The 14,562-nt window shown below is 32.7% G+C and carries 13 protein-coding genes and 1 pseudogene; 10 read left to right on the top strand and 4 right to left on the bottom strand.

All coding sequences use genetic code 11. The annotated features are described in order from the left end of the window. Positions 1-2: 2 nt before the first annotated feature. From CCC31_RS05460 to CCC31_RS05445, 4 genes are all read left to right on the top strand, one after another. Positions 3-800, top strand: coding sequence for a hypothetical protein (locus tag CCC31_RS05460; RefSeq protein ID WP_290850114.1), 798 nt, complete (start codon positions 3-5; stop codon positions 798-800). A gap of 133 nt (positions 801-933) precedes the next feature. After that, on the top strand, positions 934-1,404 hold the full coding sequence (locus CCC31_RS05455) for a phage holin family protein (protein WP_290850112.1): 471 nt from the start codon (positions 934-936) through the stop codon (positions 1,402-1,404). Positions 1,405-1,407: 3 nt separating this feature from the next. Beyond that, positions 1,408-1,926, top strand: coding sequence for a peptidoglycan recognition family protein (locus CCC31_RS05450; RefSeq protein ID WP_290850110.1), 519 nt, complete (start codon positions 1,408-1,410; stop codon positions 1,924-1,926). 106 nt (positions 1,927-2,032) lie between these two features. Then, positions 2,033-2,899 (top strand): hypothetical protein, encoded by an 867-nt coding sequence (locus CCC31_RS05445; RefSeq protein ID WP_290850108.1) that lies wholly within the window; start codon positions 2,033-2,035, stop codon positions 2,897-2,899. A gap of 284 nt (positions 2,900-3,183) precedes the next feature. On the opposite strand, the pseudogene CCC31_RS05440 reads toward CCC31_RS05445, so the two are convergent. From CCC31_RS05440 to CCC31_RS05430, 3 genes and pseudogenes are all read right to left on the bottom strand, one after another. Continuing rightward, a pseudogene (locus CCC31_RS05440) lies at positions 3,184-3,276 on the bottom strand (Mn-containing catalase); the annotation flags it as partial. After that, positions 3,276-3,539 (bottom strand): spore coat protein CotJB, encoded by a 264-nt coding sequence (locus tag CCC31_RS05435; protein ID WP_260978366.1) that lies wholly within the window; start codon positions 3,537-3,539, stop codon positions 3,276-3,278. The gene CCC31_RS05435 and the pseudogene CCC31_RS05440, both read right to left, overlap by 1 nt. Next, positions 3,529-3,828 (bottom strand): spore coat associated protein CotJA, encoded by a 300-nt coding sequence (locus CCC31_RS05430; protein WP_290850106.1) that lies wholly within the window; start codon positions 3,826-3,828, stop codon positions 3,529-3,531. The genes CCC31_RS05435 and CCC31_RS05430 overlap by 11 nt, the downstream gene beginning before the upstream one ends. Before the next feature lie 200 nt (positions 3,829-4,028). Between CCC31_RS05430 and CCC31_RS05425 the strand changes: the two genes are divergently transcribed. The 6 genes from CCC31_RS05425 to CCC31_RS05400 all read left to right on the top strand — a co-directional run bounded on the left by CCC31_RS05425 (position 4,029) and on the right by CCC31_RS05400 (position 13,028). Next, a complete protein-coding gene (locus CCC31_RS05425) occupies positions 4,029-5,273 on the top strand; it encodes a 6-phosphofructokinase (protein ID WP_117908502.1) in 1,245 nt (414 codons plus the stop codon). A gap of 322 nt (positions 5,274-5,595) precedes the next feature. After that, complete coding sequence (locus tag CCC31_RS05420) at positions 5,596-7,053, top strand: glycoside hydrolase family 16 protein (RefSeq protein ID WP_290850103.1); 1,458 nt, start codon at positions 5,596-5,598, stop codon at positions 7,051-7,053. Positions 7,054-7,135: 82 nt separating this feature from the next. Next, entirely contained in the window at positions 7,136-8,566 is a 1,431-nt protein-coding gene (locus CCC31_RS05415; protein ID WP_022088611.1) for a family 16 glycosylhydrolase, read from the top strand. A 133-nt stretch (positions 8,567-8,699) separates the two neighbouring features. Beyond that, complete coding sequence (gene fba / locus CCC31_RS05410; protein ID WP_022088610.1) at positions 8,700-9,569, top strand: class II fructose-1,6-bisphosphate aldolase; 870 nt, start codon at positions 8,700-8,702, stop codon at positions 9,567-9,569. 124 nt (positions 9,570-9,693) lie between these two features. Continuing rightward, a complete protein-coding gene (locus tag CCC31_RS05405) occupies positions 9,694-10,665 on the top strand; it encodes a class B sortase (protein WP_117908506.1) in 972 nt (323 codons plus the stop codon). A gap of 272 nt (positions 10,666-10,937) precedes the next feature. Then, a complete protein-coding gene (locus tag CCC31_RS05400) occupies positions 10,938-13,028 on the top strand; it encodes a glutamine synthetase III (protein ID WP_022088608.1) in 2,091 nt (696 codons plus the stop codon). 127 nt (positions 13,029-13,155) lie between these two features. Here CCC31_RS05400 and CCC31_RS05395 read toward each other — a convergent pair whose 3' ends face one another. After that, complete coding sequence (locus tag CCC31_RS05395; protein WP_022088607.1) at positions 13,156-14,526, bottom strand: sodium-dependent transporter; 1,371 nt, start codon at positions 14,524-14,526, stop codon at positions 13,156-13,158. Positions 14,527-14,562: the final 36 nt, after the last annotated feature.

Genomic DNA, 14,562 nt, shown 5'->3' with positions numbered 1-14,562 from the left:
ATATGAATTATAAATATGTGAAGGTTACAGATAATAGTGTTTATTCAAAATTAAAAAATGCATTAGAAGAATTTTATGGTGAGGATGCAGAAGTAGTATATGTTTCTGATACAACCACAAATTTTATAGGAAGTATGATATTTAGAATAAACAAATTTTCTACAAAATATATACGAATTGCAACTAGTAGTAAGTGGGGAGAAAGAGAAATATCTTTTGGAGATTCTTTATCTTCTAATAAACAAAACATTCTTAACCCAACTTATTTTGCAGGAAAGTTGAGTGATGAAAACAGTTGGAATACTACTGCATATAAAAGTATGTCAATCCTATGTATGGAAGATAGTATTTGCATTATAATTAAATGCTCAAATTCAACGAGCAATTGTTTAATAGGTGGAATAGCAAAAGCGACAGATAATAAATTCTACGCATATGGATATGTTGGCGGAAATGATAGTGGAATATATAATAGTCCGAATAAATATACATGTGTTTACAATATAACGGATGATATAAATGATAACTATGCACTTCCACTAGGAAATCCTAGATATTCAGGAAATTACAATAACGAAGATGATAAATTAGAACTTCATAAAATTCAGTTATTAAATAGTAATTTAAAACCGTTAACAGATTCTGATGGAAATAACATATATTTCAATAATTTATATGGAAGCATTGGAGTATATGACGATTCCATATTGTTCCCAAGCAGAGGTCTTATTACACCTAAAGTATCATTACAGGAACGCTTAATGTTTACACCTAGAAGTTTGTATATTAAATTGGACTAATCATATGAAACAAATCAGAGCAGGACCACAAGGTCTTTTTTTATTACTATAAAAGTGTAGCTGTTAGAGCTTAATTAACTCTGACATCTGCACTTATTTTATTATCAAAAATAAGTAGAGAAGGAGCAAATACATGAAACACATTAAAGAAATTATCACAGCAGCAGGAAGCACATTGTCCTCGTTCTTAGGGGTGCTTTACATTCCAACATTATTAATGGTACTTTGCAACATTATTGACTACACTACAGGATTAATGGCGGCAAAGTACAGAGAAGACGGAACAATAAGCTCGTACAAGAGCTTCAGGGGAATTGCAAAGAAGGTATCAATGTGGCTTTTAGTAGTCGTCGGAGCAATCATTGACCAGCTTATCTTATATGCATCTCAGACAGCAGGAATCACATTACCATTTACATTCCTGATAAGCTGCATAGTCGCAATTTGGATTACCTGCAACGAACTTATTAGTATTCTGGAGAATATAGTAGATATAGGAGTGGCAATACCAGCATTCTTACTGCCATTAGTGAAAAATATTAAAAGTCAGACAGAAGAAAAAATACATTTTGACAATGAAAATGATGAAGAAAGTGAGGAATAAGATATGAAGATGTACAAGAGAATGGCTAAATCAATCAGCTATTCACCGACCAAAAGAAACAGAAAAGATGTAAAATACATAGTTATTCATTACACTGGAAATAGCAACGATACGGCAAAAAACAATGCTGATTATTACGCTACAGGAAACACAAGACTTGCCGGAGCACATTTCTTCGTAGATAAGTTAGGAAACACAGCCAGAAGTATTCCAATGAACAGAACAGCATGGGCAGTAGGCGGGGCTAAATACGCCGACTGCAAAGCTACAGGCGGTGGAAAGTATTACAGCAAATGTACAAATTACAATTCAGTCTCAATTGAATTATGTGGATGTACAGAAGCAGAACCTTATACGAAAGAGCAGGCAGCAGCAGTTAAGCGATTAATCAAATACATTCGCAAATACTGTCCTAATGCACATACAGTTATACGTCATTTTGACGTTAACGGAAAACATTGCCCGGCTCCGATGATGAACGAAAAAGTATGGAAGAAATTTAAAAAGGCAATTGGCGAATAAGTGAACAGAGACTGACTAATGGGGAGCACTTCGGTGCTCCCTTATTTTTGTTGTATGTTGTAGAAAAATGAGATAATATAGAAAGAAAAAGTATTGGAGGAAAGATTTGAAAAAATTAATAAATAGTAAGAAAACAATTGCGACAATAATAATTGGGGCGTACATTATAATACTAATAATAAGCATGGTTGTTGGTAAGCATTTAACTTTAAGTGACAAATTGGAAAAAACATATTACATATCACAGATAATATCATCTATTTTTGTAGTTAGTGGTGTTGTTATAGCGGTATGGCAATATTATTTATCAAAGAAAGCTGAAAATAGACAACTTAAATTGATAACCATTCAAAAGTCTGTAGATTTAGCCGAATATTACAAAGACAACATACTTAATTTATATGAAATATTACATTTTGTATATGGAACGACAGGAATAAGCGAATTGTTAGATAAGATTGATTACAAGAAAATGAAAGAATTTGATAAAACTGAATGTGATGAAATTGTGTCTGTTGAAATTCAAAATAAATTAAAAGATATTCAGGAAAGTGATAAAATGCTAAATTCAATACTGAATGCCAATAATATGTTTGGATTAAATTTAAATTTCGTGAGAGTGGAAAAAAAAGATGGGGAAAAAAGTGTATTGATAAATAAAAAAAATATAATGACAAGCTTTGCGGTTGAAGTAAAAAATAAACTTCTTAATAATTTAGAGTTTTTTGCTATGCACTTTGAACATAATACAGCAGATGAAACTGTAGTTTATCAATCATTACATCAAACGTATATAGAGATTGTAAGGATGATGTATTATAATATAGCACAATCAAATGAAACTGCCGATGTACATTTTTATTCTAATATTATTGGTGTTTACAAATTATGGAATGAAAGAAAATATCAAGCGAAAAAAGAAATTATTGAAAAAGCAAGAAATATGACAAATAGAGGAAATGTAGTAGAATAGAAAAAAAGTTGACAATTTATAGTGAGAATAATATTATAATATTAGTAGGAGATATATTTCAAGGAGGACATTACTATGAAGGTTGGAGGAACAACAATTTTTTAAATTTCTGATGGTATTGTTACAGTAAGTACTATATTAAAAATAAAGAACATAAAATCAAATAGATTTTATGTTCTTTATTTTTTTATAAGCCTTTTAAAATCAAAGATTATTTCCTTGAATTTCTGAAAAAATCACCACTTTCTTCTATATAAAAACCGTCATACGTTATTGCAATACCCTCCACCATACTGAGATATTATTACCTGTGCAATTTTGGGGTTTCTACATTTTATATTTACCGGGTACTGAAGTCTTTTTTCATAACTATACATTAGCAATTACCTCCTTCCCATGGTAAAGGGGAATCGTTCCAATTCCAATAATCCTTAACATCAACGTCGTAGGATGTAATGGGACCAAATTCCCTTGTATATTCATCTACGGCATCCATTCTTATTTTTTTAACTTTCTTATAATATTCAATCGCTTCAGAGCAACTGGGATGAGTATCTAAAAATAATTTTACGTCATCCATTGCAAAACTTGCCTGATTAATTATTTTCATAAGTTTTAAACGATTTGCATTATTCTTCATTTCTACCCCTCCATGGTTTATTTAAATCTTTAAATATGGTTCCGCATTCAAATGCATCACACATATCGAAAAGTTCACCCCATTTTTGCCATGGAACAAATGCCATAGCCGGATTCATCTTATCAATATGCTCAGTTCCTATGTCACAACCATCTTTATGACAAGGGCATGAATTCATTTCTTTATCATGCTTATCGCCTTTTTTATCCGGACCGGCATTTTTGCATAAAGAACAAGGCTGATTCATATTTCCATGCATTTGATTGCGACCACGGTACATATTGTTCATTCGTGTCTGATTGCCACATCTGCAGGGAGGTATTTGGTTAGAATGCATATTACAATTTGTGCAGCTCATTTATACACCATCTTTCTAATGTTTACATTAGTATTTTATGCAAATAAAAATAAAAAGTTCTGAACATAGATATAGTTTTTTGTCACAAATTCGTTTATACTAGAAATAGTTTGACTTTTTAGGAGGAAATTATGAGAAATTGTTTAGTTGCCCAGTCGGGCGGACCAACAGTAGCAATAAATGCAAGTCTTGCAGGAGTTATACAGGGAGCTATTGATAGTAAAGAATTTTATAAAGTATATGGTTCAATTAATGGAGTTCAGGGACTTTTAAATTCAAGACTTATGGATTTGACACATAAAGTTGAGACAACTCCTATGTTTATAGAATTATTAAAAAAATCACCTTCAATGTATTTAGGATCATGTCGTTATCAGTTGCCTGATTATAAAGAGGATGATACACCATATGCGTATATCTTTAAAAAATTTGACGAATATGAAATAGATGCATTTTTCTATATTGGTGGAAACGATTCTATGGATACAGTTGATAAATTAAGCAAATATGCATTAGCAATAGGAAGTGATATTAAGATAATTGGAATTCCTAAGACAATCGATAATGACTTATGCGTAACAGACCATACTCCGGGATATGGTTCAGCAGCTAAATATATTGCATCAACATTACTTGAAATAGGTCATGATACAAGCATATATCCAATTAATAGTGTTACTATTGTGGAAATTATGGGAAGAGATGCAGGGTGGCTTACAGGAGCAGCTGCATTGGCAAGAAACACATATAATGATGCACCGCATCTTATTTATTTGCCGGAAGTAGCTTTTAATAAAGATGAATTTATTGAAGATGTAAAGGCTGCTATGGATAAATATAATAACGTTGTAGTTGCTGTTTCAGAAGGAATAAAAGATGCAGATGGAAATTATATAAGTGCGACAAATGCTGTTGAAGATACATTTGGACACAGTCAGTTAAGTGGAACAGGGAAATGTCTTGAATATATTATAAAAGAAAATATTCAGGTTAAAGTTCGTTCAGTTGAAATAAATATTTTACAAAGAAGTGCAGCTCATATGTCATCAATTACAGATATAGGTGAAGCATTTAGATTAGGAAGACATGCAGTTAAATGTGCAATTGAAGGAAAGACAGGAATAATGGTTACGTCTATTAGAAAAAATAATGAGCCTTATTCAATAGATATGGGTGAGACACCTGTTGAAAATGTAGCAGGACTTGTAAAACATGTACCAAGAGAATGGATAAATGAACGTGGAAATAATGTTACACAGGAATTTATTGATTATGCATATCCTTTAATTTTAGGGGAGCCGGTTGTTAAATATCAGAGAGGCATACCTGATTACCTTGACATATCACATTTATTCCCTAATAAATTTGACAATTAAAGTTAAAAAAATATAATAAAAAAATTTTATAAAATGAGAAAATGGGTAAGTTTAAAATAAAAAAACTTATTCATTTTTTTGATAAAAATTCAAAATATAACGTGTATAAAATGTTTGATAAAATAAGGCAAAATAATTAAAAAGAAGGAAAAAGTAAAAACGTTTTTAGAAAAACTAAAAAAAGAGTACTTTTAATTTAAAGTGAATACTTTTTATGACAAATTTTATGTGGTATATTTAAATTGGTATAATGGCTGTTTATGAATTGATGAAATTTACAGATAGCATACAATATAAAATTAGGAAAAGGAGAAAATAAAGAATGAAAGGGTTTAAAGAAAAATTATTAACTGGAACATTAGCATTTACAATGGTATTAACTAGTGCAGCAGTTCAGTTTAATACAACAGAGGTTAAAGCAGACACTGCAGGAAGTGATTACAAACTCGTATGGAGTGATGAATTTAATGGGACAGCTCTTAATACAGACAACTGGACATATGATTTAGGAAATGGAGGATCAAATGCAGGTTGGGGAAATAATGAAAAAGAGTATTACACAAACAGAACAGATAATGTCTATGTATCTGATGGAACATTAAAGATTACAGCATTAGAACAGAAATTTAATAGATATAATTATACATCAGGAAGAATCAAGACAGCAGGAAAACAGACTTTTAAATATGGACGTATGGAAGCAAGAATAAAACTTCCATCATTAAAAGGTGTGTGGCCGGCATTCTGGATGCTTGGAGTTGATCAGAAAGGATGGCCATGGTGTGGGGAAATTGATATTTTAGAAGCATGGAATACAGATAATTTCGCACAGGGAGCTTTTCATTGGAATACAGGAGGAGAAGATAATTCATATAGTCCAAATTATATTGCAAGACAGCTTAATGCAAGGTATACAGCATATAATTGGTACGATAAAACACAGTGGCATATTTATGCAGTTGAATGGAATGATAAGAAAATAAATTATTTTGTAGATGATACATTATATTTTTCAGTTGATGTTACAAGTGCAGATAAAAAGGATGAAGCATCTAAGTATTATTATTTCCTTTTAAATGTGGCAGTAGGTGGAAATCTTCCGGGAACAACTCCTACATATAACACTTTACCTGCGACAATGGAGGTGGATTATGTAAGAGCTTATCAGAAAACAAGCGATCAGGGTGGAAATACAGCTACATGGACTGAACAAGGCGAGGTGCCTGTACATACAGTTACATTTAAAGATGAAAATAAAGTAATGAGTACATTTACATGTTATGATGGTGAAACTCTTGAAATCCCAAGTGTATATGCCGGAGAAAATGGTTTTGAAGGCTGGTATACAAGTGATAATCAGAAAGCAATTAACACTATGAGAGTTAGAGGCAGTATTGAGTTGACTGCAAAATGGTCAGTACCACATAAGGTTGAACAGGATATTACAGATAATAATAGAGATAATAATAGAGATAATAATAGAGATAATAATATAACTACTATGCCTTCAGTAAAAAAAGCTGTTATAAAGTCAGCCGTAAAGAAGAAAGGAAAAGCTGTCATCAAAATTAAAAAGATAGCTAAAGTTTCAGGTTATCAGTTGAATGTGGCACAGAATGTTAAATTTAAAAAAGTAAAAACTATAAATACAAAGAAAACAACTGTAATTGTCAAAAAAATAAAGTCAAATAAGAAATATTATGTTAGAGTCAGAGCTTATAAAGTAGTGAATGGTACTAAAGTATATGGAAAATGGAGTAAAGTAAGAAAAGTAAAATAATCTTTTGATATGTTCTATAATAAAAAATATGCTAAGAGCAAAATAAAAACATAGAAGTACAATTTAAAAGTAGGAGAACATTATGAGAAAATTAATGAACAAAGTAATAGGTACAACTCTAGCAATAGCGATGGTTGTTACATGCATGCCGGTGGCAAATGTAAAAAATGTTCATGCAGCAGAAAAAAAGAATACAGCATATAAGCTTGTATGGAGTGATGAATTTAATGGAACATCACTTAATATGAATAACTGGAATTATAATATTGGAAATAGTGGAACAGACGGAAAAAATCCAGGCTGGGGAAACAATGAATTAGAATATTATACAGATAGTGAAAAGAATGTAAGTGTTTCAGACGGAACATTGAAAATAACAGCAATTGAAGAAAAAACAGTTGATCCAAAAAATTCTAAAGTTACATATTCTTATACATCAGGTAGAATAACAACAGCTGGAAAACAGGATTTTCAGTATGGCAGAATGGAAGCAAGAATAAAACTTCCATCATTAAAAGGTGTATGGCCGGCATTTTGGATGCTTGGAGTTAATCAGAAAGGATGGCCATGGTGTGGAGAAATTGATATTTTGGAAGCGTGGAATACAATTAGCTTTGCACAGGGAGCTTTCCATTGGAATGCAGGAGTTGGAGATGACAGTCCATATGATAACAAATATGTTTCCGGTCAGTTGAATGCTTCATATTCAAGATATAACTGGTATGACAAAACGCAGTGGCACATTTATGCAGTTGAATGGGACAATGAATATATACATTATTTTGTAGATGATGTTGAATTTTATAAAGTAAATATTTCAACAGCAGATAAAAAAGACGAAGGAATGAAATCATATTACTTCTTATTGAATATGGCAGTTGGAGGAAATCTTCCGGGAGTAGCACCTGATGCAGGAACACTTCCGGCAACAATGGAAGTAGATTATGTCAGAGCATATCAGAGAACAAGTGATAATGGAACCAATTCGGCAAAATGGACAGAACAGAATCAGGTTCCTACATATCAGATAACCATGAAAGATGGAAAGAAGACTGTGTCAAATGTTAATGCATATGACGGAGAAACACTTGATTTGCCTGTTTTAACAAAAAAAAGATATACATTCAACGGCTGGTACACAAGTGACGGAAAAGAAATAACAGAAAAGTACAGAGTAAGGCAGAATACAACTATAGTAGCTAAATGGACAAAGGTAACTGTAAAGCAGCCTAAATTAACAAAATTAGTTAATAAAAAGAAAGGCACTATTTATGCTAAATATAGTATAAAAGGAAAAAAAGCAGATAGTCCAAAGGGTTACCAGATAAAATATGGAACAAACAAAAAGTTGAAAAAAGGAAAAGTTACTTCAACAACTTCAAAAAATATTACTATTCCATTTTTGAAATCAGGTAAGACATATTATGTTAAGGTAAGAGGCTATAAATTGGATTCAAAAAACAAAAAAGTATTTGGAAAATGGAGTAAAATAAAATCAATTACCGTAAAATAAGAAAAAACACAGGGTAAAATTAGTAAAACTAATGGTTTTAAATAAGAAATATGTTTGCAATACTCTGAAAATGGGGTATAATAAACACGGTTAGAAAAAATCTCTATAAATATAAAACATACGGAGGTACAATATGTTAGTTTCAGCAAAAGAAATGTTAGAAAAAGCAAAAGCAGGTCATTATGCTGTAGGACAGTTCAACATCAACAATCTTGAATGGACAAAGTCAATTCTTTTAACAGCAGAAGAATTAAAGAGCCCTGTTATTTTAGGTGTATCTGAAGGTGCAGGAAAGTACATGACAGGATTTAAGACAGTAGCTGCTATGGTTAAGGCTATGGATGAAGAATTAGGAATTACAGTTCCTGTAGCTCTTCACTTAGATCACGGAACATACGAAGGATGTTATAAATGTATTAAGGCAGGATTTACATCTATTATGTTCGATGGTTCACATTATCCAATTGAAGAGAACATTGCTAAGACAAAAGAATTAGTAGCAGTAGCTCATAATATGGATATGTCAATTGAAGCAGAAGTTGGTTCAATTGGCGGTGAAGAAGATGGAGTTATCGGAAGAGGCGAATGTGCTGACCCTGATGAATGTAAGGCAGTAGCTGATCTTGGTGTAGATATGCTTGCAGCAGGTATCGGTAACATTCATGGAAAATATCCTGAAAACTGGGAAGGACTTAGTTTTGAAACTCTTGATGCAATTCAGCAGAAGACAGGAATTATGCCATTAGTTCTTCATGGTGGTACAGGTATCCCAGCAGATATGATTAAGAAAGCAATTGATCTTGGTGTATCTAAGATTAACGTTAATACAGAATGTCAGTTATCATTTGCTGATGCAACAAGAAAGTATATCGAAGCAGGAAAGGACTTAGAAGGAAAAGGATTTGATCCTCGTAAGTTACTTGCTCCAGGTGCAGAAGCTATTAGAGCAACAGTAAAAGAAAAAATGGAATTATTCGGTTCAGTTGGAAAGGCTTTTGAATAGGCATATAACATACCGGGCATCCTGAAATATATTTTTAGGAAGCACATAATATTAGTAACAATGGGCTCCTGCTTGAAGCGGGAGCCTTTAATAGTATTTAGGATTTAAAAGAGTATTTTATTGTATGAATAGAAAAGAATTTGTAGATAATAAAATAGAAAATAATATCAAAATAAGAGATAATAAAATAGATGATGAATTAAGGATAGGATTTGATTCTGAAAAGAAAGAAAATACTGAAAAGAAAGAAAATACTGAAAAGAAAGAAAATACTGAAAATAAGAAAAACAAAATATCAGGAATTGCATATAACATAGTGAGGGTAATAGCATTTACCGTTGCCGGTATAGCATTTGGATATGCATCATATGAATTGATGGATTCATATTTGGATTATACAGCAGCTCAGGAAAAATATAGTGCAGTTGATGAAATGTTTAATCAGATACAGAGTACAGAACAGACGGCAGATACGTCAGATACAGCTCAGACAGCTAGTAGTGCAGAATACCAGGGAACAATAACCAAATGGGTATGGGACTATGATGCAATGTTAAAATATAATGATGAGTCAAAAGGATATATTAAACTTGATGGCACAAGAATTCAGTACCCTATAGTTCAGCATAGTGATAACGATTATTACTTGGTAAAAGGTTCAGATAAAGTGGCAAATGGTGGTGGAGCTATTTTTATGGATTCACGTTGTGGAGGACTTGATGCCAGAATGAGTGTTGTGTATGGACACAACATGATGGATGGTTCAATGTTTCACGACTTAATGAAATTTTCAAAAGAAGATTTTTGCAAGAAAAATCAGACATTTGATGTTTATGTGGGACATCGTCATTATATTTATCACGTATTTTCGTCATTTAGAACTAAGGCAGATAATGAAGATATATATAAGTTTGGCTTTAAAGATGATGATGAGTTTGCTAAATGGATTAAGAAGACTTATGACAAGAGTAATTTCAAGTATGACAGTAAAATGCCAGGTGTATCAGACAAGATTTTGATATGTTCTACTTGTGTGGATAACAATGGTAACAGAATGGTTGTATGTATGTACAGAGGGGAAGAAGTAGTGGATTAGTGTAAACTAACTTAATTTTATTAAGTAATACTTAAAAAAATAAGGGATTTTAGGGAATGGTATTGATTTTTATTAAGAAATAGTGTAACTTATATATCGACGAGGGAAACCTCACCGCTAAATGAGATTAAGAACAAGGGCGTTCTTCAAAGAATTATTTGGAGAAAAGCCTTTTTTTATTACAAGGCTAAAGACATATAGAGTGGACAGAGTAAATGCCTTTTTAAATTAGCGGAATGAAAAATAGTTAAGTATAGAAAGGAACAGACACTATGGGAGTTAATGTATCAGAAGTATTTGGACAGAATGTATTCGATGAATCAGTAATGAAGAATCGTTTACCTGAAGCAACTTACAATGAAATTAAGAAAATTATGCACGAAGGTGGAGATATCACAATGGATATCGCAAACATCGTTGCACAGGCTATGAAGGAATGGGCTGTTGAAAAAGGTGCTACACATTATACACATGTATTCCAGCCATATATCATTTCAGTAGGAGCTGAAAAACATGATTCCTTCGCATCATTACCAACAGATGGTAAGATCGATAATACATTTACAGGAAAAGATTTATTAATGGGAGAACCTGATGCATCATCATTCCCATCAGGTGGATTGAGACAGACATGTGGAGCAAGAGGTTATACAGCATGGGATGTTACATCACCTGCTTACATAAAAGATGATACACTTTGCATCCCAACAGCATTTTGCTCATACACAGGTGAATCACTTGATACAAAGACACCTTTACTTAAAGCAATGCATGCAGTAAGTAAATATGGTATAAGACTTTTAAGATTATTAGGAAATACAACATCAAGAAGAGTTCTTTCATATGTTGGTCCTGAACAGGAATATTTCTTAATTCCTGAAGATTTATATGAACAGAGACCTGACCTTAAATTCTCAGGACGTACACTTTTCGGTGCTATGCCTCCAAAAGGACAGGAAATGTCAGATCAGTATTTTGGTGATATTAGAGAAAAAGTTAAGAAATTTATGTCAGACGTTGATGAACAGTTATGGAAATTAGGAATCACAGCAAAGACACAGCATAATGAAGTTGCTCCTTGTCAGCATGAAATTGCACCTATTTTCTCAGTTTCAAATGTAGCATTAGATAATAACTACTTAGTAATGAACGTATTAAAGAAGACAGCTAAGAAGTATGGATTAGTTTGTTTATTACATGAAAAACCATTTGATGGAATTAATGGCTCAGGTAAACACAACAACTGGTCGCTTACAACAGATGACGGAATTAACTTATTCAAACCAGGTAAAGAACCTGAAAATAATAAAGTATTCCAGTTAGTACTTGCATGCCTTATGTCAGCAGTTGACAAACATGCAGTATTGCTTAGAACAGCCGCTTCTAACACAGGTAACGATCACAGATTAGGAGCAAATGAAGCACCACCTGCAATCATTTCTATTTATTTAGGAGATCAGGTTGGAGATGTAGTAGATCAGATTATTAAGACTGGAAAAGCTACTTCAAGCCTTCATTCAGGTGTAATTGATTTTGGTATTAACAAACTTCCTGTATTAGAAAAGGATCCTACAGATAGAAACAGAACATCACCATTTGCATTTACAGGTAACAGATTCGAATTCAGAATGGTTGCTTCATCAAACTCAATTGGTGATACAAATACAGTACTTAGTGCAATGATGGCAGAAGCATTTGCAGATGCAATTGATGCTCTTACAGGTGCTGAAGATTTAGATAAAGCTGTAGAAGAATATACACTAAAACTTATGAGAGAACATGAAAGAATTATCTTCAATGGAAACGGTTATTCAGCAGAATGGCCTGTAGAAGCTGAAAAGAGAGGACTTCCAAACTGCAAGTCTATCGTAGATGCAATTCCTTCATTAGTAGCTGATTCAACAGTTAAGATGTATGAAAGATTCAATATTATGTCTAAGGCAGAACTTGAAGCTCGTAAGGAAATCATGTTTGAACAGTATGCAGGAGTAAGAAATATCGAGGCTTTAACTATGATTGATATGGCAAGCAAGATGTTTATTCCATCAGTTGTATACTATACAAAAGAACTTGCTGATACAGCAATTGCAGTAAAAGAGGCAGGAGCAGATGCTTCAACTCAGATAGAATTATTAAATGCTGTAACAGCTAAGTTAAATGAAGCTAAAGCAGGATTAGAAGACTTAAAGAAGGCAACAGCTAAGGCTCAGAGCATTGATGACAATCAGGAAAAGGCAGAAAGCTACAAGTCAGAAGTAATGGCAGCAATGGCAGAACTTAGAAAACCTGTAGATGAACTTGAAATGATTGTAGACAAAGAAGTATGGCCGGTACCTTCATATGGAGATATTTTATTCTACTAAAATCAAAAACTAAATATGATAAATAGCGAAAGTGCACCGAAAGAATGAAAACTTCCGGTGCACTTTTGATTTGAGTGGCAAGCAGCGCGAGCGTAAATTTCAATAAATATATCAGGGCCTTTCAGCCTTATTTGAAGAAAACAGAAATTAATCCGTTTACAATAATTATTAAAGTTATCAAAGGTAAAATCCATTTACAATAAATACGTATTTTATTTGGAACCTTAAGTCCTGAGCCTAAATTAACCTCAGCAATGTAATTATCCCATCCCCATCCATATTTGCTTGTACAGAATAAAGTGTAAATCAGGGAACCAATTGGAAGAATTAAATTACTAATCATAAAATCTTCTAAATCTAAAACACTAGTTCCATCACCTAAAGGATGAAAACCTGATAGAAGGTTAAATCCTAAAATACAAGGAAGAGATGCTAATATAATAACAATAGTATTTACAATAGCTGTTTTCTTTCTGGACCATCCCCATAAATCCATGCATGAGGACATAATGTTTTCAAATACTGCAATTACAGTTGAAAAAGCGGCAAATGCCATAAATATAAAGAAGCAGCTTCCCCATATTCTTCCGCCGGGCATTTGAATAAATATATTAGGTAAAGTAACAAAAATAAGACTAGGTCCCTGATCTGGGTTAACTCCAAATGCAAAGCATGATGGAAAAATAATAAGTCCTGATACAATTGCTACAAAAGTGTCTAAAGCGACAATGTTTATTGATTCACCTAATAGGCTGCGGTCCTTGCCCAAATAACTTCCAAAAATTGCCATAGAACCCATTCCTATACTAAGTGTAAAGAATGCCTGATTCATAGCAGCAACAATTACATTTACCAATCCGATTTCTTTTATTCTATTAAAATCAGGAACAAGATAAAAATATAATCCTTTATCAGATCCATCAAGGAAAATACTGTTAATGGCTAAAACTACCATAATTATTAAAAGTGCAATCATCATTGTTTTTGATATTTTTTCAACACCATTTTGTAAGCCTAAAGAGCATACAAGGAAACCAAGGATAATAACAATTACAGTCCAGAAAATCATTTCTGATGGAACATTAAGCATATCAGAAAAATGAGCCTGCACATCTGCTGTAGTAGCGTTTGTGAAATCACCTTTTGCCATGTCGAAAAAGTATCGTAACATCCATCCGGCAACAGTAGTGTAAAACATCATTAAAATATAATTTCCAGCCATTCCAACATATCCATGAAGATGCCAATATTGCCCTTTCTTTTCCAATGCCTTAAATGAACGTGAAATGCTTTGCTGACTTGCACGCCCGACAGAAAATTCCATAGTAAGAATAGGTAAGCCTAAAATTACTAAAAACAAAATGTAAAATAGTACGAAACATCCGCCTCCATTATTACCTACAACGTAAGGAAAGCGCCACACATTGCCAATTCCAATGGCGCATCCAGCAGAAATAAGGATGAAGCCAAGTCTCGATTTAAATTTTTCTCTTTCCATTAAATACCTCGATTCTATAGTGGTTCTTGCATCATA

Origin of the sequence: Eubacterium sp. LMAG:50 (assembly GCF_008680265.1) — a bacterium.
Classification (GTDB): Bacteria; Bacillota; Clostridia; order Lachnospirales; family Lachnospiraceae; genus Eubacterium_U; species Eubacterium_U album.
The sequence above is the reverse complement of the archived record's forward strand: the minus strand, read 5'-3'. Positions and strand labels throughout refer to the sequence as shown.